Source organism: Mesorhizobium sp. LNHC229A00 (assembly GCF_000502415.1).
In the GTDB taxonomy this organism is placed as follows: Bacteria; Pseudomonadota; Alphaproteobacteria; order Rhizobiales; family Rhizobiaceae; genus Mesorhizobium.
In genome coordinates, this window is record NZ_AYWQ01000016.1 from 14492 (window position 1) to 40917 (window position 26426).

The 26426-nt window shown below is 56.1% G+C and carries 21 protein-coding genes; 11 read left to right on the top strand and 10 right to left on the bottom strand.

The features are described from left to right. Positions 1–31 precede the first annotated feature (31 nt). From X742_RS145775 to X742_RS0137970, 8 genes are all read right to left on the bottom strand, one after another. Complete coding sequence (locus X742_RS145775) at positions 32–1519, bottom strand: M81 family metallopeptidase (protein ID WP_023774201.1); 1488 nt, start codon at positions 1517–1519, stop codon at positions 32–34. 290 nt (positions 1520–1809) lie between these two features. Next, positions 1810–2979, bottom strand: a complete 1170-nt coding sequence (locus X742_RS145770; protein ID WP_023774202.1) for a Xaa-Pro peptidase family protein — start codon at positions 2977–2979, stop codon at positions 1810–1812. Between the two features lie 165 nt (positions 2980–3144). Further along, positions 3145–4320, bottom strand: a complete 1176-nt coding sequence (locus X742_RS145765; protein ID WP_031248258.1) for a M20 family metallopeptidase — start codon at positions 4318–4320, stop codon at positions 3145–3147. 7 nt (positions 4321–4327) lie between these two features. Beyond that, entirely contained in the window at positions 4328–5095 is a 768-nt protein-coding gene (locus X742_RS1000000174925; RefSeq protein WP_023774204.1) for a hypothetical protein, read from the bottom strand. Between the two features lie 160 nt (positions 5096–5255). Then, the gene (locus X742_RS145760) at positions 5256–7028 is read right to left on the bottom strand and encodes an ABC transporter permease subunit (protein WP_023774205.1); all 1773 of its coding nucleotides are present in this window, start codon (positions 7026–7028) and stop codon (positions 5256–5258) included. A gap of 17 nt (positions 7029–7045) precedes the next feature. Then, a complete protein-coding gene (locus tag X742_RS0137965; protein WP_031248260.1) occupies positions 7046–8167 on the bottom strand; it encodes an ABC transporter ATP-binding protein in 1122 nt (373 codons plus the stop codon). 93 nt (positions 8168–8260) lie between these two features. Further along, positions 8261–9364 carry an ABC transporter substrate-binding protein gene (locus tag X742_RS145755; RefSeq protein WP_023774207.1) on the bottom strand — a complete coding sequence of 368 codons (1104 nt, stop codon included), beginning with the start codon at positions 9362–9364 and terminating at the stop codon, positions 8261–8263. A gap of 229 nt (positions 9365–9593) precedes the next feature. Further along, positions 9594–10142 (bottom strand): cupin domain-containing protein, encoded by a 549-nt coding sequence (locus tag X742_RS0137970; RefSeq protein WP_031248261.1) that lies wholly within the window; start codon positions 10140–10142, stop codon positions 9594–9596. Positions 10143–10328: 186 nt separating this feature from the next. Between X742_RS0137970 and hisD the strand changes: the two genes are divergently transcribed. From hisD to X742_RS145715, 9 genes are all read left to right on the top strand, one after another. Continuing rightward, positions 10329–11627, top strand: a complete 1299-nt coding sequence (gene hisD / locus X742_RS145750; protein WP_023774209.1) for a histidinol dehydrogenase — start codon at positions 10329–10331, stop codon at positions 11625–11627. A 554-nt stretch (positions 11628–12181) separates the two neighbouring features. Then, positions 12182–13789, top strand: coding sequence for an ABC transporter substrate-binding protein (locus X742_RS145745; protein ID WP_031248262.1), 1608 nt, complete (start codon positions 12182–12184; stop codon positions 13787–13789). A gap of 5 nt (positions 13790–13794) precedes the next feature. Beyond that, positions 13795–14736, top strand: a complete 942-nt coding sequence (locus X742_RS145740; RefSeq protein ID WP_023774211.1) for an ABC transporter permease — start codon at positions 13795–13797, stop codon at positions 14734–14736. Position 14737: 1 nt separating this feature from the next. Further along, positions 14738–15610, top strand: a complete 873-nt coding sequence (locus X742_RS0137975) for an ABC transporter permease (RefSeq protein ID WP_031248264.1) — start codon at positions 14738–14740, stop codon at positions 15608–15610. Position 15611: 1 nt separating this feature from the next. Then, positions 15612–16619, top strand: coding sequence for an ABC transporter ATP-binding protein (locus X742_RS145735; RefSeq protein WP_023774214.1), 1008 nt, complete (start codon positions 15612–15614; stop codon positions 16617–16619). Further along, entirely contained in the window at positions 16616–17638 is a 1023-nt protein-coding gene (locus X742_RS145730) for a dipeptide ABC transporter ATP-binding protein (RefSeq protein ID WP_032924960.1), read from the top strand. Before X742_RS145735 ends, X742_RS145730 begins: the two co-directional genes overlap by 4 nt. A gap of 87 nt (positions 17639–17725) precedes the next feature. Then, positions 17726–19114 (top strand): CapA family protein, encoded by a 1389-nt coding sequence (locus X742_RS145725; RefSeq protein ID WP_023774216.1) that lies wholly within the window; start codon positions 17726–17728, stop codon positions 19112–19114. A gap of 562 nt (positions 19115–19676) precedes the next feature. Continuing rightward, the gene (locus X742_RS145720; protein WP_031248266.1) at positions 19677–21002 is read left to right on the top strand and encodes an aspartate aminotransferase family protein; all 1326 of its coding nucleotides are present in this window, start codon (positions 19677–19679) and stop codon (positions 21000–21002) included. A gap of 8 nt (positions 21003–21010) precedes the next feature. Then, complete coding sequence (locus X742_RS145715) at positions 21011–21565, top strand: carboxymuconolactone decarboxylase family protein (RefSeq protein WP_023774219.1); 555 nt, start codon at positions 21011–21013, stop codon at positions 21563–21565. 202 nt (positions 21566–21767) lie between these two features. Here X742_RS145715 and X742_RS1000000176605 read toward each other — a convergent pair whose 3' ends face one another. Next, complete coding sequence (locus X742_RS1000000176605) at positions 21768–21899, bottom strand: hypothetical protein (protein WP_280800198.1); 132 nt, start codon at positions 21897–21899, stop codon at positions 21768–21770. An 885-nt stretch (positions 21900–22784) separates the two neighbouring features. Then, positions 22785–23669: a MurR/RpiR family transcriptional regulator gene (locus tag X742_RS145705; protein WP_023774222.1), complete on the bottom strand. Its 885-nt coding sequence runs from the start codon at positions 23667–23669 to the stop codon at positions 22785–22787. Positions 23670–24082: 413 nt separating this feature from the next. Here X742_RS145705 and X742_RS145700 point away from each other — a divergent pair, with 413 nt between their 5' ends. Continuing rightward, entirely contained in the window at positions 24083–25246 is a 1164-nt protein-coding gene (locus tag X742_RS145700) for a M20 aminoacylase family protein (RefSeq protein ID WP_023774223.1), read from the top strand. A 73-nt stretch (positions 25247–25319) separates the two neighbouring features. After that, entirely contained in the window at positions 25320–26423 is a 1104-nt protein-coding gene (locus X742_RS145695) for a polyamine ABC transporter substrate-binding protein (protein WP_031248267.1), read from the top strand. Positions 26424–26426 lie beyond the last annotated feature (3 nt).

Consider the following 26426-nt stretch of genomic DNA (forward strand, 5'->3'; position numbering starts at 1 on the left):
AATTTGGACAGCGCGGTTTGTTTGAGCCAGCTCATTTGGGAAGTTGGACGTATTGGCGCGGCTTATATTCGATCCTGTCCAAGGGGTAAAACGGCCGGGCATGGCGCCAGGGGAACTGGGCGATGCTGTAGGAGGTCATTCCAGGCGTATCGACGGTAACGACGCGGCCAATTTTCGCGAAATTAAGCTGGAAGTGATACCCAGAGCGGGTGACAATGATTTTCGCATTTTCGGGATCGAGCCCTGCGGCTCGGAAATAATCGGGATCGATATAGGCGTATGGCTGGCTTGTGAGCAGCACTTTGATATTTCCAATTTCGAAAACCGCGTATTTTTCGATATATGTCCTGGTGCCGCCATCGGACGGTCCGTCGTAGACGACAGGGACGTTCTTGCCGATGCTGATGACCTTTCCCTTGACAGTCACGCTCGGGCTTTGCGTGGAATAGTTCCCGCCAAATTTCAGAACAATTTCATTTCCGGCACCCGCACGGTCGCATGTTTCCACTGCGTCAGGATCGTAGATCGGGAAATAGGTTTCGACATCGATATTGTTCGCCAGGAGGTGATTGAGGATATATGTGCTGTCGCCTGGACCGCCGGCAGCGACGCGATCTCCCTGATCGCCGATGACAATCGAACGGTCCGATCCCTCGATCTTTTTTAGTTCGTTTGCGAGATCAGGATATTTCTCAACGAGGTCGTCACGATAATTCCAGATCATCTCCATGATCTCGTCAGCAACTTTTTGGGCTTCATCGATTTCACCGTTTCCGTAGGCGAGAACTGCCTGTCCCATCCCTGGAACGTCGAGGAACTGTTGCGAGTTGAAAATCGATACATCCCAAGCTCTGCCCTGCTTCACGGCTTCTCTTGCGTGAGCATGTATCTTTGCCAGCGGCCCAGAGAAGGTCGTGTCATTTCCCAACGTCAGCACGGGAAGAAAAGTCGCCGCTAGCGCCGGATTGAAAGTGCCGTTCAGAATTCCCATCGCCGCGCGGAACGCACGTTTTGCGGTCGCCGATTGATCCTCGTGCGGATTTGTCAGGTAACTGGAAAGGAAATCGAGAGGCTCCAGGGTACCTTCTGTAACATGCGCATGGAGGTCGAACGCGGCGGTTATCGGAACGTCTCGCCCAACAATGGCACGCAGGCGCCCAACCAGGACACCTTCGGGGTCCGCCAGGCTCTCGGTGAGCATGCCGCCATGCAGCGGTAGAACGATGGCGTCAAAGTTGCCGCTCTTGGCGGCATCGACCAATACGTCGCTTACCTCCTCGAAAACCCGATCCTCAACAGGCCCGCCGGATTGCGCCCGAAACAATGTCGGGACAATCAGATCGACACCCGCCTCGATTGCGGCGTCGATCACACCGCCAAATGTGGAGTTTGCGCCGCGATTTCGGTCAATGGCTGCTTGGCCTTCAACAATTGTGAAGCGCTCGCGCCGCGTGACGATCGGGTTGAAACTGTGGGATTCTTGCGCGATACCGCCTGCAAGCACTCGCCTCTTGACCATGGTTCACCTCGTCTGCTTTTTTTGAGACGCCAACACCGCGACAGCTCGGCGTAAGTCGCCCTTCCAAGTGCTGATTGGTTCACCGCTCACACCGCAGCTATCAATTTCAGCGCCGCCGAGAAAAGCCCGTCTACCGCAATGGCGTTTGGCGATGGTCAGTGTTGCAGGTCGATCGCTGAGCAATCTGACCAACGCGCGACGAAAGGGCTTGAAGTTGTCCCATGAACCCCTCCCAACCGGCGGCTCTGCGCTTGCGTCAGGATCTTTTTCACCTTGGACCGGCTTTCGCGCTATAGCTGGAAGATCTCACGCGGAAGTGCGCTGAATGTTTCAACACCGGCGTCCGTAACCCGCAACGTTTCGCTGATTGCGTAACCGAGATCTTCATCGATCCAGTTACCGAGCATCAGATGGAATGTCATATTCGGCTTTAAGATGGTGGGATCTCCGACCTTGAAACTTGCCGTCGGTTCCGTCCAGTCGATTCCAATCGCATAGCCGCACCGCGACTGCTTCTCAAACCCGAACTTGCCCAATGTTTCATTGAAAGCCGTGGCGACGTCCCCACATGTCGCGCCCGGCTTCACGACAGCGAGTGCGGCCTCCAGACCAGCAGCCTCGCCTTCGTGAAGGCGTCGCAACGTATCGGAAGGCTTCCCGATGGAAAATGTCCGCATCAAAGCCGACGTGTAACCATGGCGCACCCCTGCCAGCTCGATATTGATCTGGGAACCATGTCGGAAGTGATCGTCGGCCCATGAAATATGGGCAGTGGATGTGCGCGGCGACGCACAAAGCGTGAAGCTGGCCACATCGGTGCCCTGCTTGCCATCCGTTCCTCGAATGAGCTGCGCGATGATTTCCGCTGCGGCGTCAGCCTCACTGACGTCCGGACGGATCACCTCTCGTGCGCGCAACATTCCAGCATCGGCAATAGCTGCCGCTTCGCGCATGAGCGCAATCTCTAGATCGGACTTGACCCCGCGGATCCAGCAAACCGTATTCCCGAAGTCCAGTATTTTCGCTGCCGGCGCCCTTGAACGGAATTTTTCCAAGGTTTTACTCGATAGGCTTTGCTCCTCGACCCCGATATTTGCCTTTGCAAATCCAGCGTCCAGCAAGTTGTCGATGATCGCGTCCCAACCGTCTTTGTCAGGATTTGCGATGAGAGCTTCGGGATAACCGACAACCCGGCTACGATCGATAAACATTTGGTGCACCGCGGCTGGTGCATCCATGCGGCGCGTGATGAAGGTCGGCTCTTCATCGTTAAGCGCGACGATCAGACCTTGTGGCACGTAACCGGATTTGGCCGTGTACCCCGTCAGGTAGGCTATGTTCGCCGGCGAGACGACAACCAGAGCACTGATGTCCCTTCGCTCCATTTCGGCTTTCACGGCGGCCAAGCGTCTCAAATACTCGCTGCTTGGGAAAACCTGCAGTGCTTTCGGCATTGTCATGACATCAACTCTTTCTGTAGTCTTTGAATGGTTTGGTCGTCTTCGGGTGTCATGACGACACTGTAAGCGGGGTGTCTTTGTGCCGATCCATATCGCGGATCGTTTGACTGGTTTTTCACAAAAACACAGTGCCGCGGCTATGTTGTGTCGTCTGTCGTCACGCCATCAACTATGCAGGAGTTCCCAGCAATATTTGATGGCGAGCTCCGTTACGGGAAGGAGTATCTTGTCGGATGCACCGAAAGTTGGTGTGTGAACACCTGATTCATTCCCGGGCTCTCGACTGCCGAACAGGAAGTAAATTGAGGGAACGCAGCCGGAGTAGAAGCCGAAATCGTCACTACCTGAACTCGGCGGTGCCTGGACGTATTTATCCTCGCCGGCGGACTGGAGCACAATTTGCCGAAACCGCTCAACCATGCCGGCATCGTTTACAACGGGGGGCTCGCCAGATTGAGAGCTGAACTCGACACGGCCGCGATGCATGGCGGCGACGCCTTCGGCGACCTCGCGTACCCTCTGCACCAAGAAGCCTCGCCGCTCGGGACTGCTGGTGCGGATGGTTCCTGTCATGACGACTGACGGGCAGATGATATTCGTTGCCTCTCCGCCATGGATGGTGCCGATGGTCACGATTGCGCCGTCGTGTACCGGCATCTCCCTTGAGACAACCTTCTGGACTTCATTGATGAAGGCGCCCGCCATGGAGATCGCGTCGACGCCCGCGTGCGGCTCTGCGCCATGCGCCATCGTTCCGATGATATTCACCTCGAATTGCTCGGATGATTTTGTCACCGCACCGGCACGTGCCCCAAAGGAGCCGGCGGGAATATCCGTGTCGACGTGAAAGCCCACCGCGGCCTCGAAGCCGACCAGCAAACCTTCTTCCGCGACGCTTCGCCCTCCAAGGGGCTCAGCTTCTTCTGCAGGTTGAAAAATTACGCGTACCTTGCCGGAGAAATTCTGTCGCATCCGGTGAAAGGCCAGAGCCGTTCCCAGGGCGATCGAGGCATGCATGTCATGCCCACACGCATGCATGACGCCGGGCACTTGCGATCGATACGGCAAATCGTCACGGCTCTCCTGTATCGGAAGCGCGTCGATGTCGCCGCGCAAGGCGATCGCACGGTTTGGCCCGGGAGCGAGCCCTTGAACATCGACGTAGACACCGGTTTTGTGAAATGACCGCGCGCCCTCCAGTCCAAATTTGGCAAGCGCATCGATGATCCTCTTTCGGGTCTTCGTTTCCTGGTTCGACAGCTCAGGTTCCCGATGCATGGCATGCCGCATTTCGATGACGGCTTCGCGCTCTTCTGGCGACAGTAGATCGTTGGTCAGCATGGTCGCCTTATCCTCGGGCACTTGATTTCGACTTCGACGGTTGATCCAAGCGTGGCAGCCCAAGCTCGGCAGCCAGCTCGTCGCTCAGACTGGGCTCGCCCAAAAGATCCAGAACGTGCCATGCCGTCGAATGCACGCTGGCGAGAACTGGGCAACCGAGCGCTGCAGTCATTTGAATGAGGTCGGATTTCTTTATCGAGAAAGCCGCGCAAGACACGAACACGGCGTCAACGGCCTGTGCGGGGGACAAAAGTATCCGCAATTCCTCGTGAATTCGATGGACCGGCACACGTCCGATGTCGTCATCGGTTACCAGGTTCATGGAATGCGCGAGAGAAATATCGGCGACCACATCAATGCCGTGGCGCGCAAGGTATGGCGTAAACGCGTTGTGCAGAGTGGGGCCATATGGCGTAAGCAACGCAATCCGCCGGATGCCGAGCCTTTGCATCATTACGACTGCCGCTATGCCGGGCGAGGTATACTTAAGACCGGGGCGCGCTGAAATGAGGTGGCCCACGAGCTGTTCATTTCCGAGCGCTATCGTGGCCGACGTGCAGAGAAACACGATCGCATCGACCAAGTCATCGGGTGGCAAGGTCCCCAGGGAAACGGGCCAATCCGGTCTTGGAATAAAGCCGCCTGCCTCATGGTTTTCCTCGTCATAGCCAGTGCGCGTGGTAAAAACCCGCACCGGATAATCCGCCATCACAGCCTTGAATGCGTCTTCGCCCACCGGGTCGGTGGACAGCGTAACCAAGCCAATGCCCTTCATTTCTTCCTCACATCATGTGCCAACGGCGCCTGCAGATTGCCGTCGCGGTGCTTCGATGAACAGGACGCCGCCAACTGCGCTAGGTCAGGTCGCCAGACTTCGTACCGCGGCGCGCATTTGACCTGCCGGTGATCCTACAAGCAGGCTCACCGGCGTCCCGCTAGACCTTGCCCTCCAGCGCGACACCCGATGGAGCTCTTGCCCTCCACCATGTGATGTAGAGTGCGATCATCCACAGTATCGGCAAAAGCGTGAGCAGGGATGCCACGGCCGCCACGGTCGGATCGATCTCGTTGCGGATGTTTTCCCACATTTTCAGCGGCAACGTACGCACCGAGAACCCACTGACAAGTGAGGTGGAGACGACTTCGTCGAATGAATGGATGAAGGCGAACAGTGCGCCACCAATGATGCCCGGGCGGATCAGCGGCAGCGTAATCCTGACGAAAGTCGTCAGCGGCGGAGCGCGCATGCTCTTTGCGGCCTGCTCAAGACGCCTGTCGAAATTGGCCAGCGTTGCTGCGACAATCACGACGACGTAGCTGATTGCTCCGATCGTATGGGCGAGAACGATGCCGGTCTCCGTGCCAATAAGGCCAAGATTGACCAGGCCAAAGTAGCTGGCGACAGCAACAACGATGACGGGAATGGTGATTGGCGTCAGGATAATCATCGTCATGGAGCTTCGCAAATCGGCCCTCACGCCGCTTAGACCGTAAGCTGCGAGTGTTCCGACCACAGTCGCCAGCACAGTGACCCAAAAGCCGATCTTGATGCTGACCCAAGCCGCGCCGTACCAGGCAACGTCGCTGAAGAACGAGACGTACCACCGTATGGACAGGCCCGTAGGCGGAAATTGCAAGGTGGCGCCATCGCTGAAGGACATGACAATGACGACGATCTCAGGAAACAGAAGGAAGGATATCACCAGCGCCAGGAATGCTCCGGCAACAAACCTGGACAAACCCATACTGCCGCTAGCGCGGTAGAGGTCCATCGGCCACCGCCTGGCTCTGGAAGCGACCGAAAGCTCCTTGAGGTAGCCCTTGATTGCGCGAAGGATACCAAAACGTTCAGACCACCCTCCTTTTTGCTTCGGCGCGGGATTTTGCACGCCAGAAAGGTTGAGGCCAAAAACCGACAACATGGCGATGGCGATGGCGAGAAGCACGAAGGACGACGCGCTGACGGCACCCATATCGAACCCGGTGGCCACCTGCGCTGCAATGAAAGTCGAAAGCATCGCGTCACCCAGGCCGCCCAAAGCAGCCGGCGTGATGTAGAAGCCGAGGCAGATGACGAAAACCAGCAACGTTCCGCTGCGCACGCCCGACATACTGAGGGGAAAATAGACCCGCCAAAACGCCGTCGATCTCGTCGCTCCCATGCTTTTGGCGGCCGCAATCAGCGAGGTATTGATGCCCATCATCACACTGACCAGCGGCAGTATCATCATCGGCAGCATGATGTGGACCATGCCGACATAGACCGCGATGCGGTTATAGATCAGGGGCATTGGGGAGGAGATAAGACCGAGATCCAGAAGGACGCTGTTGACCAGCCCATTGTCGCCGAGAATGACGATCCACGAATATGTACGGGCCAAGGCGCTGGTGAGGTAAGGGATTACGACCAGCACGACGAGGATCATTCGAGCTCGTTTCGAGGCCGTTGAGATCAAATACGCTGCCGGATAGCCGACCAGCAAGCAAATGAGTGTGACGATCGCGCTGATCTCCAGAGTCTGAAACAGAACCCTGATATTGGCGTACTGCGCGAGGAAGGAAGAGTAGTTGTTAAGACTGACGTTCGGCGCGTTAATGCTCTCGAGGAAGAGCTGTACTGTTGGTATGCCGAATACAACAAGGAGGATGGCAAGCGCCGGAAGGACCAGCGTAAATGGCGCGCGTACGATTTTTTGCAGCGGTTGCATTTGCTCCCCTCCCGGCTTCACTCGCTCAGCAAGCGAATGTCGGCGCGCAGCCAGTCAAGGCGAACCGTATCCCCCGGCCCAAAGGTTTCCTGTCCAAACGCAACATGTTCGCGCACGATGAGCAGATCATCTCCGACCCGGACCTGGTATTTTCGCAGCGGACCGGCATAGATCATCTCTTCGACAGTCCCGCTGACAACTTGTCGTTGATCCTGGTCGGGAAGTGGCGCGGCGTGCTTTGCCGCGATCCGAACGCGTTCCGGCCGGATCATTGGCACGGTTCCTGGACTGTCGCTCTTCTTGAAGCCCAGCTGAGGATTGTTCAACAGATTTGCCTCGCCAAGGAAGTTGGCCACGAAGCGTGTCGCGGGACGGTCGTAAAGCGCCTCAGGCGTATCTGATTGTTCAATCCGACCGCCTCGCATAACGACGATCCGATCAGAGAGCGTGAGCGCTTCTTCCTGGTCGTGAGTGACGCAGATGGTCGTCTTGCCAAACTCGCGATGGAGGCTTTTGATCTCGCCTTGCATCTGCTCGCGCAGGTTCCTGTCAAGCGCCCCGAGAGGTTCGTCGAGCAAAAGGATGGGAGGATCGGCGATCAAGGCTCGAGCAAGCGCTACACGCTGCTGCTGGCCACCGCTGAGTTGCGAAGGCATGCGCTCGCCGAAAGCGTCGAGATGAACACGCCTGAGCATCCGCTCGATGAGCGAGGCCCGGCCACTGGCCTTGACGCCCCGCATTTCCAGAGGAAATTCCAGATTCCGGCGCACCGTTAGATGAGGAAACAGCGCATAGTTCTGAAAAACAATACCTTGATCGCGTCGATACGATGGGACGGCGGCTACGGATTTGCCGGCGATCAAAATGTCGCCTTTGGTCGGCGCTTCAAAGCCAGCGAGCATCATCAACGCTGTGGTCTTGCCAGAACCGCTGGGACCAAGGATCGTCAGGAATTCTCCCCGACGAACGCTGAGAGATAGCTCGGTTACCGCCGCGATGAGACCGTACATCTTGGTGACGTTACGAAACTCGATCTGTGCGGGAACGCTGCTTTGCAATGTTTGATCCTCGGCGGTTGTTCGTGCCACCAGCCTCAATGCAGGCGTGAGGTCTGAGCGTAACATGGCGGCAGAAGACATGATGGCGTCCTTAGACGTGAGCGTCGGAAAAACGTGGTCGATAGGGTCCAGCGGGCCACTAGCCGAGCCCGCTGGCGTTCCCGCTTATCTGACTTAGCGAAGAACCCATTCGCTCCAGCGCTGCGTGAGACGCTGCATGTTCGAAAGTCCGTCCGAGCCGACTTCCGAATACCACGCGCCGTTCACCAGGACCGCCTTCTCCATATTGCTGGGGTGACTGGGAAGCGCGCGCCCGATTTCCTCCGAGATCAATTTGAATGCGTTCTTGTTGGTGGGCCCTTCGGGATAAAGCTTCGCCAACGCTGCCTGGTTTTCTGCGCGGCTCACGAACTCTACAAACTTCTGCGCGTTTTGCGCGTTCGGAGCATTCTTCGGAATCACCCAGTAATCACACGTCAATTTGGCTTGGTTTCGGCTCATTTCAAGCGCGGCGCCCTGGCCGATGGAATAGGCGGCCCGACCATCGTAGGATTGCATCAGATCGCCAGAGCCGCTGAGCATCAATTGCTGGATTTCCGATCCCGAGGTCCACCATTTGCGCACGTGCGGCTTGATCTTGTCCAAGCTCGTGAAGATCCGATCGATGTCCATCGGGTAGATTTTGTCTGGCGAAACACCGTCAGCCAAGAGGGCTTCTTCCCAGGGACCCTCGTTACCATACTGTCCTGAAACCATGTAACGCACGCCAGGGAACGTCTTGACGTCCCAAAACTCTGCCCAGCTGCTTGGACGCGGCTTGTCCGCAGGATATTTCTTTGTATTGTAGACCAGGTTGAATGAGTAAAAGAAGAAGCCTACGCCGAAATCCTGTTTCACAGTGGGCAGTAGCCCTTCGACGTCATCCTTCTTGAACAGCGAGTAGTCTATCTTTTCAAGATATCCTTTTTGGACGGCTTGTAGGGCTGCGCCGCTGCCCATCGGACCGACATCAATGCTGATGCTATTGGTCTTCTGCATCAACTCCAGTTGGGCAAACTCGAAGTCTTGCGTGACAGGGATGACCTTGACGCCGGTTTCCGCCTCGAACGGCTTCGCATAGGTGTCGATCACGATTTTTCCGAGCTGTCCGCCGTAGGTCAGCACGCGAAGCTCGCCAGTCGTCGATGCCGAAGCGCGCACGGATGGGGCCGCCAACGCGCCGACGGCGATAGCAGAGGACGCTTGCATGAAACGTCTGCGATTGATCAGAATGCTCATTTTCACCCTCTTTTTTTGCTCGCGCCAGCCTTGGCGGGAGTTTTTTGCCAGGAACGTAGGGCACGCGGCTGATTGGCAGAGCCGGCCGCCTGAGCGAACGCAGCTTCAACCTTGAGCGGCCATTCCCCTGAGTTCTGGACTGCCCAATAGCAAATCACGTTTCAAGCGTTTGGGAAGCAGCTCCGACCGCTCTGGCTATTATTCTCACCATTCGTTTGGGGGTTCGAGGCTAGTAGGTGGGTGGCGTGATCGCACTGAGGATTTCGCTCTGCCCGTCATCAACGTTGCGAAAGCGGTGAGGCAGCCGGCTGTCGAAATAGTATCCGTCACCCGGCTCCAGCACTCGTTTCTGATCTCCAACCGTGACCTCCACTTTCCCCGATAGCACCATGCCAGCCTCCTGCGCGGCGTGTGAAAACTCCTCGCCTGTGTCGGCGCCGGGCGCATAGCGCTCGTGCAACATCAGCAACTGTCGGTTTGGGTGATCCAGTCCGATGACGCGATATGAAATTGTATCGACCTTTCCAATCTCGGCCAAGTCAACAGAGGCGTAGAACGGAGAGTATGGAAGGCTCGACTGCAAATCGGAGAAAAAGCCAGGCATTGTCGTGCCCAGGGCTTCGAGCACCGCGCTGAGCGTGTCAATCGAGGGGCTCATGCGATCTCGTTCAATAAGGGAAATTGTTGAATGAGATATCCCTGAACGGGCGGCCAGTTCTCGAGCACTCAAATTGCGTCGACGGCGCAACTCATGCAGCTTGCTCCCGATCTTGGGCATGCGACAGCTCTCCCCGTATCATTCAATCAGACCCACAACGACACCATCCATGTCGAAGGGAGGACCAGATGCAACATACAGGGGAAAACGCTGGTGAATATACTGAACAGGCGGTTGACTGGCGATTGCCGGGCCGCTGAGCTTCCACGATGCTGGCGTGGATTATTCCAATTCCAGGAGATTTTGATGACGCCGCGTCTTGATGCGTTGAAAGGCAAATTTGTCCAGCTCAAGCAACCGACCAGGGACGCCGTCTCCGATACAGCTCAGGTCGAAACAACCGTAAAGGAGATCATCGCAAATGTCCGCAAGCGAGGTGACGCGGCGGTTCGCGAATACTCCCTCGCCTTCGACAAGGCTGACGTCGCAAAGTTCGAGGTCACCGAGGACGAAAAGCTGAAGGCTGTCGCCGATCTTGATCCGCAGACCCGCGAGGACACCGAGTTCGCTATTGCCAATGTCCGTCGCTTCGCCGAGGCGCAACTTGGCACTATTTTGCCCCTCGAAATCGAGAGCCTTCCCGGTCTTCACCTCGGCCATCGTGTGATCCCGATTGAAACGGTTGGCTGCTACGTACCAGGCGGTCGCTACCCGCTTCTTTCGGCTCCGGTGATGACCATCGTACCGGCAAAGGTCGCTGGCTGCGATCAGGTCATCGCTTGCCTTCCGCCAAATGCTCACCCTGCCATGATCGCTGGCTGCCATCTCGCGGGCGCCGATCGCATCTTCCGCGTCGGCGGCGCGCAAGCAATCGCCGCCATGGCATATGGCACCGAGACAATCCCGGCTGTCGACAAGATCGTTGGGCCTGGCAATGCCTTCGTGAACGAAGCAAAGCGTCAGGTGTTCGGCCAAGTCGGTATCGACCAGCTTGCCGGTCCCAGCGAAATATTCGTCGTCGCTGATGAGACCGCCAATGCTGTAACGATCGCAACGGACCTGCTCGCTCAGGCCGAGCATGACGTTCGCACCCGTGTTGGTGTGGTCACAACCGACCGCAAACTCGCTCAAGACATTCTAAGCGAAGTCGAGAACCAGTTGGGAACCCTGCCGACAGCACCGGTGGCAGCGGTCGCGTGGAAGGACTACGGCGAGATCACCGTTGTTGAGAACGAAGAAGCGATGATTGCCTACTCCGATCACATCGCAACGGAGCATTTGCAGGTCCACACGCGTGACCCGCAAGCAACCGCGCACAAGCTGCGCAACTACGGCTCGATCTTCATCGGGGAACTTGCCAGTGTCGTCTATTCCGACAAGTGCTGTGGCACGAACCATACCCTGCCGACGATGGGTGCCGGGCGCTACACGGGTGGGCTCTGGGTCGGTTCCTACGTGAAGATCGCCACCCATCAATGGCTGGACGAACGCGGCGTCGCCGCCGTTGCTCCCGCAGCTGTTCGCCAGAGCGCGACCGAAAAACTCGAGGGCCATCGCCGCGCCGCCGCACTTCGTCTCGGCCCGAAGCAACTCGCCGCAGAGTGATCTGGTCGGGGCTAAAGGTTGCGTGACCGATTAAAGGCAGCCAATCGGAAGCGGCTTTCAACGCGCCACGACACGGAGCCGCGTCAAATGGTGCATTTCGTCGACGGTGTGGATTATCGATTTTCGGAATTATTATCTATGTTCTGTAAGAAGGTATTAGACAGAACCTTAGCTTCGTGGGCTTATTCAGACATGGAGGCCACCCGCTCCTCAAACAGTGCTGCTGATAACGTCTTGCCAAAACGCCAATGGGGCTGAGAGCGCTCAGTCTAAAGTCCGTCGCAGTCGCGGGACGCGATATCAGCGAAACTTGAGTTAAGTGTCTCAGTGACTGCAATATGACACATATGTTGTATTCGCCAGAAATGAGGCTTATGACGGTTGCATCTGATGCAGCCACGGACCATCCGGTGCTGCAAAGAACAATCTAAGCAGCGGGGAGGCTTGCTGGAAAGAAGGTGTCCGTTCGATCTAATAACTAAGACTCTTCGATGCTTGTCTGAGAATGCACTCCCACATGCAAATATAACGTCCAGCCAAAAGGGGAAATAACAATGATTATATCTCGACGTAGCGCGCTGAAATTGGGGATGGCAGCCGGAGCATCGCTCTCTACCCCGTCCATCCTCCGCGCGCAGACAAGTTCAGCCGATGCGAAAACAGTCCGTATGGTGATGGGCGATCCCCTCACTGCCTTTGATCCAATCTTTACCTCCAGTGACATCACGGCCAGCCACGCTATGGCCATTTACGACACGTTATTTGCCTTGGACTCGCAGCTAAAGGCGCAGCCCCAAATGTTGGAGAAATGGACTCTATCTGAAGACAAAAAGACTTACACGTTTCAGCTTAGGGAGGGCTTGGAATGGCATGATGGCACGCCAGTTACGGCAGGAGACTGTGTGGCTTCGGTTCGTAGATGGGCCGAGGTGGATGCCGGCGGACAACTGATCATGTCACGTGCTCAGGACGTCTCGACGCAAGATGACAAAACGTTTTCGATTGTTCTGAAGCAGCCGCTGCCGATATTGATAGACATTCTTGGAGCATCCAGCGGCTATTACCTGGCCATAATGCGTGAGCACGATGCAAAGAAGGCTGCTACAGATCAGATCACCGCAAATATCGGCTCAGGGCCTTTCAAGTTCAACTCGGAACTCGCTCGACCAGGAGCTAGTTTCACCTATGATCGCAACGAGGCTTACGTGCCGCGGAAGGAACCGCAGGATGGTTACGCGGGTGCTAAAACTGCTAAAGTAGCTCGGATCGTATTCGATCAAATGTCAGATTCGCAAACAGCTGTAAGTGCTCTGCAGGCTGGTGAAATTGATTTCATTGAATCGCCAAGCGCCGATCTTTTACCGATTATAGCAGCTGACCCGAACCTAGAGCTGCAGGTGCTGAATCAATCCGGTCAGGATTGGTGCCTGCGAATGAATTTCCTTCAACCGCCGTTCAACAACTTGAAAGCGCGCCAAGCAGTTTTACACTTGCTCGACCAAGAGGCGTTTTTGCGAGTAATCGCTCCTGATGCTCGGTACGGCCATACAGTCACCTCGATCTTCGGTAACAGTACTCATTATTCGAATGATGAGAATACTGGTTGGTTCAAAAAAGGTGGCGACGTGGAAAAGGCCGCGCAACTTTTAAAGGAAGCAGGATATGCGGGCGAAAAGGTCATGATTCTTCAGGACTCTACCACGCCCGCACACAGGGATGCTTCGCAACTTCTCGCGGACTCCCTTCGCAAAATTGGGATGAATGTTGAACTCGCTGCAAGCGACTGGGGTGGGCTTTCTAAGCGCCGGACAAACAAGGGGCCGGTCGAGAGTGGGGGGTGGAGCATGTTTATGACTACCGATACCGACTTCCTGATGAGCGACCCTACATCGGAGATCTTTATGAATGCAGGTGGGGAAAAGGCTTGGTATGGTTGGCCGAGTAATGAGGAATATGAGGCGCTTCGTGCCAAGTGGCCTGATGTCGGGACACTTGAGGAGCGTAAGATGTTAGCCCGACAAATGCAAAAAATCTGGTGGGATTTTGTTGGCGATATCAGACTCGGCCAAGAACTCAGGGCAGTCGCGCGGCGCAAGGAACTTACCGGCGTTGTCGAGATGCCCATCAACCGCGTCGCGTTGTGGAACATGGAGAAGGCCTGAGCAACATGATGTTCTACATCATCCGCAGGATGATCTCGGCCATCGCCGTCATGGCGATGGTTGGAGCGTTCATTTTCCTGCTCGTCAGATTTGCGCCGGGCGACCCCGCCGCCATTATAGCGGGTCCGACTGCGACGGAAGCGGTCGTTGCCGGCATACGCGAAAAAATGGGTTTGAACGATCCTTTGGCGGCGCAGTTCGTCCGTTGGGCTCGAGAAATCTTTAGCGGCAATCTCGGAACGTCAATATTTTCTGGCAGTCCCGTCAGTGAGTTAATTTCACAACGGCTACAGCCCACCATCTCCCTATCGCTGCTGACAGTTTTCCTTTCGGTATTTGTCGGGACATCCTTCGGCGTTCTTGCCGCGTGGCGTGCGGGAGGGCTGGCAGACCGCGTTCTAATCGGTTTTTCAGCTATCGGATTTTCTGTTCCCGTATTTGTGATCGGTTATTTCCTCGTCTACTTTTTTTCTATCCAGACGCGTTGGCTGCCTGTTCAGGGATACAAGCCGATCGGTGAGGGCGTGGCAGCCTGGCTCCTGCACTTAATCCTCCCAACACTGACCTTAAGCCTTGCGTACATTGCCTTTATCGCCCGGATCACGCGGTCGAGCATGCTTGAAGTTCTGTCAGAAGATTACATGCGAACTGCAGCAGCCAAGGGTGCGTCGTCCTATGCCATGCTGTTTCATCATGCCTTGAAAAATACTGGTGTCCCGATCCTTACTGCGGTTGGATTGAGTTTCGCGGGACTTGTCGGCGGCGTCGTCCTTACGGAAACCGTGTTCAACATACCGGGCATCGGACGCCTGGTTGTAGATGCCATTAACGGGCGGGACTATCCCATAATTCAAAGCGTTCTGATTATCGTCTCGGGCCTTTATGTCCTTATCAATCTCATGGTCGATCTTGCTTACACGCTCATCGACCCACGTATTCGGTACTAATATGGTCATCTCAACATCGCCAACACATGCTGGCTCGCAGGATCGATTTCGGATCTCAGTACTTGCCCGTCGCCACCCACTGGTTCTAACCGGCGGGGGCCTCCTCGTTCTCCTGATCCTTCTCGCACTTCTTGCTCCGTTCTATGCAGGTGATCCCGGAAAAATGGATCCATTCGCTCGCCTGCAGCCTCCGTCCAGTGATCATTGGCTGGGCGCTGATAATCTAGGTCGTGATGTTCTAGTCCGGACCATTTACGGAGCGCGTATATCGCTCTTGGTTGGGCTGACTTCAGCTTTAATAGCAGCCTTGGCGGGGCTCATGATCGGCGTCGTGGCTGGCTACATCCGCGCAGTAGACAATCTAGTCATGCGTTTCATGGACGCCTTGATGTCGATCCCGGCCATTCTCCTGGCAATTGCGCTAATTTCGTTAACTGGGTCTGGAATCGGGATTTTGGTGTTGGCAATTGCTCTTCCCGAAATACCGGGGGTAACCCGGCTCGTTCGCTCGATTGTTCTAAGCGTACGGGAGCGACCATACGTCGAGGCGGCTGTTTGCGGTGGCGCTCGTCTTCCGAAGATCTTGTGGCGCCACATTCTTCCGAGCACTCTTCCGCCACTCATGGTTCAAAGTGCAATTGTCTGCGGAAATGCGATTTTGACCGAAGCCGGCTTAAGCTTTCTTGGCGTTGGCGTGCCGCCAGAGATTCCAAGTTGGGGAAATATGATTTCCAGCTCTCGCCTTTATCTTTCCATCGCTCCGCTGACGCTTTTTGCCCCTGGCATCTGCCTTGCCCTTACTGTGCTGGCTGTCAATCTATTCGGGGACGGCTTACGCGACCTGTTTGATCCTCGCGTGAAGCGAAGGCATTGATATGAAGATGCTGAATTTTTCTGACAACGACGTCCTTCTCGACGTTCGCGATCTTGAAACTCACTTCCTTGGTGAAGATAGCATCACCCGGGCTGTCGGTGGCGTGAGCTTTCAGGTCCGAAAAGGCGAAACGCTCGGTGTCGTTGGCGAATCGGGGTGCGGGAAAAGCGTTACCTCGCTGTCCATTCTTCGTCTGTTGCCAAAGCTAACTGCTCGGACAGTTCGAGGTGAGGTTCGTTTCCACGGGCAAGACCTGCTCAAGCTTTCCGATCGCGAGATGCGAAAAATTCGTGGCAACAAGATTGCCATGATATTCCAAGACCCGATGACCAGTCTGAGCCCGGTGCACACCGTTGGGCGGCAGATCGCCGAAGCCGTTGAAATTCACACTCGGGTTTCTCGTTCCGTCGCGATGACGAAGGCTGAGGAGATGCTGCGTCTGGTACGTATCGCAGACCCCGAGCGCCGGCTGAAGAACTATCCGCATGAAATGTCAGGCGGCATGCGCCAACGTGCAATGATTGCCATGGCGCTTGCCTGTTCACCAGAGCTGTTGATTGCCGATGAGCCTACTACAGCCCTGGATGTGACAATACAGGCGCAAATACTCAGATTGATCGTCGACCTCAAAGAGCGCACGGGCACCTCGGTAATGTTCATCACTCACGATCTCGGCGTTGTCGCCGAGACATGTCAGCGTGTAATCGTGATGTACGCCGGGCAGATTGTTGAGCAGGCGACTGTCGTCGATCTTTTTGCACGGCCCATGCATCCCTACACCAAGGCACTCATGCGCTCTGTTCCCGATAGGCGCCGCGGAAAGGAACGTCGTCTGCCGGAAATTGCAGGAATCGTGCCGAGCCTGCGCGCACCCATCGTCGGATGCAGCTTTGCCCCGCGCTGTCCGTACGCCAGTGAGATTTGCAGGGAGAAAACACCAGTCCTAGAGGAACACGGGCCGGTCCACGCGGCCGCCTGCTGGCACGTAGAGAAGGTGCTGAGCGTATGAATGGTCCACTGCTTAAGGTCGAGAGTCTGGTGAAGCATTATCCGCTTGGCACCGGATTTTCGAGGAGAGATGTTCCAGTGATTCGGGCCGTCCAGGACGTGTCGTTTTCCGTCGAGGCAGGTGAGACCCTCTGCATCGTGGGTGAATCAGGCTGCGGCAAGTCAACCGTCGCACGGCTCCTGATGCGCCTTATGGACCCCACCGGAGGCCGGGTGCTTCTTGAAGGTGTTGATATTGCAAGGCTGAAGAAACCCGAGCTCCGAAATACACGCCGTCGTATGCAGATGGTGTTCCAGGACCCCTATTCGTCGCTAAACCCGCGGCTCTCGGCGGGCCGGATTATCACTGAACCAGTTGAGAATTTCGAGCGCCTCAGCCGAAAGCAGCGGGAGGCATTGGCGGCAGAGCTTCTGCGACAGGTGGGTCTAGCTCCAGAGATCATGCACCGGCTCCCCTCCGAGCTATCGGGAGGTCAACGCCAGCGTGTCGGTATAGCACGGGCTTTGTCCCTGAAGCCGGCGATCATCATAGCTGACGAGGCGGTTTCGGCTCTCGATGTCTCGGTCCAAGCGCAGATCCTAAACCTGCTCATGGATCTCCAGCAAGACCTGGGCATCGCTTTCGTCTTTATCTCTCATGACCTTGGCGTCGTCGAGCATATTGGCCACAAGGTGGCGGTCATGTATCTGGGGCGCATCGTGGAACTCGCCAGGTGCGAAGATTTATTTGCCAATCCAGCGCATCCCTACACCGAGGCATTGATCGCAGCAGCTCCGGTGCCCGACCCTACTCATCGCGCGCTAGAAGCACGCCTGGAAGGGGAAGTTCCGAGCCCTGTCAACCCACCGACGGGCTGTGCATTCCACCCTCGCTGTCCATTGGCAATCGAGCGCTGCAGAGTGGAGGTTCCGATATTGAACCCGATGGTAGATCGTCGAGTTGTCGCATGTCATGTACGGGCCCCGACCATTTGTGAGAATTCTGACGTTGTAAGCGAGGCTCTGATTCTTAATCAGTGACCAGTGCTGAAGGGACCTCCCCTGAAGCCTTCAAATCTCACCCGAACGTATTTTTGCCACTCCTCGTGCAGGCTATCTGGAGAATGTATGAACCCGGACCAAAATGCAGATAGAGAAGAACAGAAGCCCGAGCTGAACAGCTACGACTTGGCAGGCTCTGTCGAAACCAATATCGCGGACGGCTTTACGATTGTCGCAGTTGGCGACCTCATTGTGTCGCGGCGATTAACAAACAGCTGCCACCCAGCCTTTGCGCAAGTTGTTGAAATTTTGCAATCTGCGGACATCACCTTCGGCAACTTGGAAACCAACATTTTCGATATTCGCTCATTCGAAGGAAGTCCGCAAGCAGAGTACGGCGGAGCGTATCATCTCAGCTTGACTGAAACTGGTCCTGATCTGAGATCGGTGGGGTTCAATCTGGTTAGTTACGCAAACAATCACGCTTTCGACTGGGGCGTGGAGGGTATGCGCCTCACGTGCCGCGCGCTCGAGGATAACGGCATTGTCTACGCGGGGGTTGGCGAAAATCTATCACAGGCTGGTGCCGCACGTTTTGTAGAAACACCTAAAGGACGGGTGGGGTTGGTTTCGTCCGCTTCCACGTTCACACCTATGTCACGTGCCTGCGACGCAGCGGGCGAAGCTCCGGGTAGACCTGGCATCAACACTCTTCGATTGGAGAGGAGTATCGTTGTGGAGCCCAAAATGCTCGACAGCCTCCGGATAGTGCGCGATTCATTGCCGAACTTTGGGCGGTCCCAGAGACAGTCAGATAAAGTTAGGGTTGCGAATGTGACTTTCAGAGCTGGCGAGCGGCCCGGGTATTCCTATGAGCCCAACCCCAATGACGTCGCGAATATCCTCCGAAACATTCGCCGCGGAAAGCAGTTTTCTGACTTCTGCATTTTTACAAATCACGGACATGAACCGGGGAATTGGAGCGAAGAACCGCCGGATTACGAAACAGAATTCGCACATCAGACTATCGATGCGGGGGCTGACGCTTACATCGTACACGGACCGCACCGATTGCGGGGTATCGAAATCTATAAGGGTCGGCCAATATTTTATAGTCTAGGCAACTTCATGATGGACGATCTTCGGACCCCTGTCGGCGCTGACATGTACGAAGTTTATGGCAAGGACTTGGTCGACACCACAGACGCTGACGTGACCGTGTCTGAAATGGCATCGGGGTACGAAACTTCCCCTGGTTTCAGTGACCCCGTATTCTATGAAAGCGTTATAACGGTAAGCCGCTTCGAGGAGAACAGACTCGCCGAGTTGCGTCTGTACCCCGTTGAGCTCGGTCACTCTAAAAGGTTCGCGAACCGAGGAATTCCGAGCCTCGCATCTGCTGGGAAAGCCGAGATAATCTTAGACCGCCTGCAGAAGCTTTCCGAACCTTTCGGCACACGGATCGCTTTCGAGAACGGCGTTGGGATAATCAACCTGAATCGTAGCACAGAATGAAGCTAGGCTCGTGTTCATCTGCGTTTGTAAGCCTCGGTTCCATGTTCTTCCGGGCACCCGAGCGAGCGGGTATAGTTGACCTGAACTGGCCTGGCTCGCCCGCCCGCGAGATCAGCCGGAGGTCAATGATGAGCACGATAACCAGCGGGTGGCCGGATTAATGAACCGGAAATTCCATTGTGCCCGGCTTCCCGCGCTTGACTCGCGATCAAGTGTTGCGCGGACGGGCTCTTCCGTGGCCCCGTAGCTGTCCACTGTTGCCGACGGTGCCTTTGAGGGAAAAACGAGACCTGCACCTCGAAGCCGTCACCATGGCTCAAAGTGCAACTTAGCTCCTCGGCGTAGCGCCCATAAAAAACGCTTGGCAACGCAGGAATTCTGCAAAAGAGAGCAACAGTGCCGATTCTGGACTTGCGTGCCCCGAGCGCAGCCCGGCTGTAGCGCGGGAAAACAAATGAGTCAAAAATCCTAATATCAAACAGTTGTTGCATTATCTCGCGGAACCTGCGAATTATTGCGCCATGCGGCTCAATGCTGGCGACTTGAAAAGACCGAGATTCGCATGACCAAACTCCTCCATCGTTCCATTGGGACGGTTCTGCCAAGAGCCGCAGGGGGCGAAGGTGTCTTCATCACGGACAGCGAAGGGCGATGCTACATCGATGGATCGGCCGGCGCAGCGGTAAGTTGTCTTGGCCACAATCATCCTGAAGTTTTGGATTCAATGAGAACTCAGATGGGGCGCATCACCTACGCCCATACTTCGTTCTTCACCACCGACGTGGCTGAGCAGCTAGCTGAGCAACTGGTAGAACTGGCGCCCAAGGGCCTCGACTTTGTCTACCTGGTCTCGGGTGGGTCCGAGGCTGTTGAGGCCGCGCTCAAGATGGCTCGTCAGTATTTCGTCGAAATTGGCCAGCCGCGGCGACGTCACATCGTTGCACGCCGACAGAGCTATCACGGAAACACGATTGGCGCCCTGGCGGCCGGCGGGAATGCGTGGCGGCGCGCGCAGTTCAAACCAATCTTGCCCGAAACCCACCACGTTTCGCCCTGCTATGCGTATCGAGACATGCAAAATGGTGAAACGCCGGAAGCTTACGCCGAGCGCCTGGCCGCCGAGCTGGAGGTCAAGTTCATAGAGTTGGGAGCGGATCAGGTCATGGCTTTCGTGGCGGAGCCGGTGGTGGGTGCGACGCTCGGTGCGGTCGGCCCTGTCGCCGACTACTTCAAGCGAGTTCGCCAGATCTGTGACAAGTACGGCGTCTTGCTGATCCTCGATGAAGTGATGTGCGGCATGGGCCGCACCGGCACAATTTTTGCGTGCGAGCAGGAGGGGATCGTCCCCGATTTGGTGACCATTGCCAAGGGGTTGGGCGGTGGCTTTCAGCCGATCGGCGCCGTCTTGCTTTCTGAGAAGATCTATCATGCTTTTGCGGAAGGCTCAGGCATTTTTCAGCACGGTCACACCTATATCGGCCACCCGATTGCTGCCGCAGCAGCCAGCAAGGTGGTTGAGATCCTGAAGCGCCCAGGGATGATGACAAATGTGATCAAGATGGGCGAGCGTCTCCAGACCGGGCTTGATGCCGCGCTAGGCCAATCACCCTATGTAGGCGACATACGGGGTCGAGGCCTTTTCCGGGGCATCGAAATCGTGTCTGATAGGGAAACCAAGGTGCCGTTCGACCCAACCCGGAAAATTAACGTCAAGATTAAGAAAGAGGCAATGCAGCGCGGCCTGATGTGTTACCCGATGGGCGGCACCATCGACGGCTTGCATGGCGACCACGTGCTGCTGGCGCCTCCATTTATTATTCAGCCGGAACAGATCGACCTGATCGTCGAACGGATCGCTGAAGCTATTAATGCAGCAGTCAAGGCTTGAGATCGGCGATGGACCATTCCGATAAGGTTACGTCCGCTTGCCCACCCATAACCGAAGAACATTGGCCGACTGAGATCGAGGATCTGAAATCAGGTTTTGCCGGTGCACTGAACGTCTATCGCACAATGGCCCATCATCCAGCCTTGCTGAAGGCGTGGGCTCCGCTGCGCCAGCACATCGTCAAAGATACCGCTCTGGGAGCCATTCGGTCAGAACTCGTCATTTTGCGGGCAGCTCATCGGATGGGCTCAGCCTACGAGTGGGCTCATCATGTTAGCCGTGCCCGTGCTCTCGGGATTTCGGATGCGCGAATTGAAACTTTGCGCGGCTCGCCCGAGGGGGAGGACGGGCTGCTCGCTCAAGCAGTTGATGCGCTTTTCGACCAAAAGCGTTTGACTCCGGCAATCGAACAGGCGATTTCAGCCACAATCGGAAAGCAAGCGGTATTCGATCTCCTGGCGACCGTCGGCTTCTATTCAGTCTTGGGCTTCATCTTGATGACGTATGAGACTCCGATCGACGACGCCGTCGCGAGCGAGTTGGCAATGCGGCCTCTGTCATAGATTCCACGCGCGGACTGGCACAAGTTTGCCAGCTCGATGACCTTTTCGGCCGGCCTTAGTTAGTACGATGATGGGGAGGATGGCATGAACAAATACTCAAGCATTCACCCGTTTACAGCAGCAGTAGGTCGGCGCGATTGCGAGCTCCATCGCCTGGATTTGGCACTTCTTCGACCTGTCCAAATAAACAATTTGTCTCAGATCAGAAGAACTCGCTGAGACAGTTCCCCTCTCGCCTGCGGCATGCCAGCGGCGCGCTGCCGTCGGCGTGAGCGCCATGAGCGTGGAAGACGCGTTTCGCCAGGTCGATGCCAATGATGGTGACGTTGTTCATGTCGTTCCTCCTGTTGTCCGCAGCCCATTCTGCGACGGCATTCTGCCATGCCGCTGACTGGGCGGGAGGGGCATCCACTCCATCAACTCCTGAGAAGGTGGAGCCATGACAAGCAAGACGACCAACAAGTTCTCTCCGAGGTCCGGACCCGCGCGGTTCCTCCATAGCGACCACACAGGTTGGCTGTCGGGCCAAAAACGGGAGGACCTGAGAGCGAGCCATTCTCTTCCGGAATGCGACGTCANCCCGGCCCCATTCGTGTGCGCTCGCGCAGGCCTCCAAGCGACCACACAGGTTGGCTGTCGGGCCAAAAACGGGAGGACCTGAGAGCGAGCCATTCTCTTCCGGAATGCGACGTCAACCCGGGGCAGTTCAGAACCGCGACATCAAAATGCTTTGAAACCATGGTCGAACGGATCGCGTAAGGGCGGGTTTCTCCTTACCCCTCGAAGCGTGGATCGTCTCGTCATCTAGGCAGACAGCACAAAGGCAGGAAAAGGCCACAACTAAACATCGCTCCTGTCGCAGACTTTGACGGGGGCACCTCTGGCGGAACGCATCTTTCGTTTCGTGGGTGCCTCGCAGGGGGTCGGCGCCGATGCGCAGGCCGGCGGCGCAGCCTATCGTCGCTACGTCCGGGAAAATAGCTGCCGGCGCGGGGCAGGATTTGAAACAATCTTCCTCTTGAATTGCAAGGCCGACCTTGAAGCTTCCCGAAAACAGGTCGACAAGTCGGCACGGTGATGGCAGGCGGGTAATGCTCTCCACCAGACTATGAGCGTAAGTTTGCCAGTGCTCCCGTGGGCCTGTAGCCTATAGCCATCCAGTTCGCAGGAACGTTCTCTATCACCAGTCAGGCGAACACAACGATGAGCAGGAACTCGGTTATATGTTCCGTCGTGGAATGGACGTGGCATATGTGCTCATCGCTGAAAGATGCTGGTCGGCGCGCTTGAGTGCTTCCAGTGCCTCTGCACGATCGTGGCTTGCCATCAGGCCACATAAAACCTCGGAGACGGCGAGGGCGGGCGCCAAGGTATGAAAAAAGGTCTGGCTCTCAGTCGGGCACAGGACCACGTGCTCAGCGATCGAAACCAAAGGGGAAACTTCGCTATCGGTAATCGCAACGATTCCCACCCCTTTCACCCGTGCGGCCTCGGCAAGCTCCAGAGTGTAAAGCGAGTAAGGGCTTATCGAAACGGCCAGAAGAATATCTTCGGGCTCGGCGCGAATGAGCGCATCGCCGCTTGTGCCGGCGGGACTATCGAGATGAACGGTCTTTTCGCCAAACAACGTCATGACATAGTGGAAATGCCAGGCGACTGAATGGCAGGAACGCAAGCCAAGCACGTAGATCCTCCGGGCCTTGCTTAGGCGATCCGCCATCGCGTGCAGCTGCGACAGCGTGTCGGGCTCGCAAAGGCGGGCGATCTGTGCGGAGAGGCTCTGTAGCATCCGAAAAGCCAGACCCTCACCGTTAATCGCCCCTTCGTCTCTCTGCAATGCCCGGGCGGCAAATCCATCCGCGCTAACCCGTATGACGTCAGCATGGTGACCGCGAAAATCCTCATATCCGGAAAATTCGAGGAACTTCGCTAGACGTGTCATTGTAGAAGGTTGAACGCCTGCATTTCGTGCCAATTCTCGCATCGAGACCAGCGCCACTTCCTGAGGATGTTCCAAGATATGCCGAGCTGCTTGCTGTAGCTGCCCAGGCATGTCGTCAAATCGCTCGATGATCTGAGCGTGCAAAGGCCCTTTTTGCAACATCTGCCTCACATGAACTGTCCTAATCCAATCGGACCATCTCTCTCCGGTTCCGAAAAGTCAAACAAACGAAGACTGAGCTTCAGAGCTCCCCGTAGCGATCGGCAAGACGCCAGCGCAGATTATCCACACACCAGCCTCTCTGGTCCTTTTCACAGGCGACCGTCTTCAAATGCTTCACAACGGTGGCGGGAACCCATCTCGTTTCAAGATGGATTTCATATGGAGACTCTATTTGCGTTCACCACCCAGCAAAGGCAGTTTCGCCTGAAGGGAATAGTGACCAACGCAGGATCTAGGGTCCGCTGAAGGTTACCAGCAAACAGCAGACAGTTGATCATCCTAGCCAACGCGCGTGTAGAGGTCGCGGCCCGAGTGTGTGTTCGCCTAAGGCATGCAGGAAGAGAGGTAGGAGGATGCGTGGCATCGAAGGCTTCGAGATGGTTACAAATGAAGTTGTGGCTTGGCGTCGCTACCTTCATGAGAACCCTGAGTTGGGTTATGCGCTGTATAACACCGCAAATTTCGTTGTCGAAAAGCTCGCATCATTCGGGATCAACCATATCGAAGCCGGGATCGCGGAAACCGGTATTGTCGCGCTGATACACGGCGAACTCGGTGACGGGCCTACGATAGGCCTACGCGCTGACATGGATGCATTGCCCATTTTGGAGGCTTCCGGCAAACCCTGGGCCTCGAAAATCTCAGGAAAGATGCACGCCTGCGGTCACGACGGCCACACGGCAATGCTGTTGGGTGCCGCAAAGTATCTTGCAGCTCATCGCAACTTTAAGGGCGCTGTGGCACTCATTTTCCAGCCTGCGGAGGAAGACGGCCGCGGCGGGGAGAAGATGGTGCAGGAAGGCATAATGGAACGTTTTGAGATCTCCAAGGTCTTCGGATTGCATAACTACCCCGGTCTTGACATTGGCAAATTCAGCATTTGCAGTGGGCCCATACAGGCGGGGCTCGATGAGTTTGATATTGTTATCCGGGGCAAAGGAGGTCACGCCGCGACGCCTCACAAAAACGTCGATCCTATTGTCATCGGCGGTCAGGTAATTGTTGGCTTGCAGGCCCTTGTGTCGCGGAACACAGACCCTCAGGAAGCTCTGGTCATTTCCGTGACGAAGATGAATGCGGGCAACGCCTATAACATCATCCCCGATCAAGCGGAAATATCTGGGACCGTTCGCACCCTGTCGCCATCTCTGCGAGACTTCGCGGAAAAGGCAATTTCCGAAGCCGCCAGGGGAATTGCAGGCGGTTTCGGCGCGCACGTCGACTTCAGGTACCGTCGCCTCGAACCTGTCACCATAAACCACGAGGCCGAGACGAAGCTGGCGGTGCAAGCAGCCCGTGGTCTCGTCGGTACTGAAGCGGTCAACGACCGGATCAAACCGGGCATGGGGTCGGAAGATTTTGCCTACATGCTCGAGGCCCGTCCCGGCTCTTATATTTTCCTGGGCAACGGGCCTACGGCCTCAGTTCATAATCCTGAATATGATTTCAACGATGAGGCCCTGCCCTACGGCGTCGGCTATTGGGTCAATTTGGTTGAGACAGAACTGGCGGCCTGATCGGACAAAAGCCAGCCAAAACAGAATAACGAACTCGTCAATGGTGGCGAGACAAAAAAGAGGGTGAACGAAGATGAGCATTTTGATCAACCGCAGACGTTTCATGCAGGCGTCATCCGCCATCGCCGTCGGTGCTTTGGCGGCCCCTGCTGTTCGTGTCTCCGCCCAGACGACCGGCGAAGTTCGCGTACTCACTTACGGCGGACAACTCGGTAAGTTTGTGATTGATGCCTATGCAAAGCCCTTCGAGGCACAAACAGGCATCAAGGTCACTCCGGTCACACAAGACTTTGAGCTCGCCCAGCTTGAGCTGATGCAGAAAACCAACAGCGTGACGATCGACGTGGGGCCCATGAGCCAGGGCGCAGCCTTGCAAGCTGCCTCAAAAGATTATCTGGAGAAAATCGACTACTCGCTCTTTAAGAAAGAGGATGTCGACGGTCTCGTGCCCAATGTAAAGCAAGACTTTGGGGTTGGTTTTTTCTTCTATACCTACAACCTGGTTTACAACACGAAGAAGTATCCTGCCGGCAAGCCGCGACCCGGCAATTGGGCGGAGTTCTGGAATGTAGAAAAGTTTCCGGGTGTTCGCTACCTTGTGTCGGGGCAATATGGATCTGAGGGGCCTTGGGAAGAAGCCCTCCTCGCCGACGGCGTCTCTCCCGACAAGATCTATCCGATGGACATCGATCGCATTTTCGCAAGCCTGGACAAGATCAAGCCTCACATCCGCAAATGGTGGACAGCCGGATCTGAAATTCAACAGTTGATGCTCAGCGGGGCGGGCGACCTCATGATGTCCTATGACGGCCGGGCCGTGTCGTCCATCGCACAGGGCGCTCCTATCGAGATGAGTCGCGACCAAGCCAAGATGACCTGGGATTACTGGGTCATCCCGAAAAATAGCCCGAACGCCGCGAATGCGCAGAAATTCGTTGAATTCGTGAGCCGTGCCGAAAATCAGGCAGCCTTCGCGAAGCTCTACCCGGAGGGACCGACCAACCGCAACGCTTTCAAGTTGCTGTCTGAGGAGATCGGCCTCACACTGCCGAGCCATCCCAAGTACCTTGAAAAGGCAATTCTATTGAACGGGGCCTGGTATTCCGAAGTCGGTTCGGATGGAGCTTCGAACATCCAGCGCCTCGTCCAGCGTTGGAGTGACTGGGTCATTCGATAACTT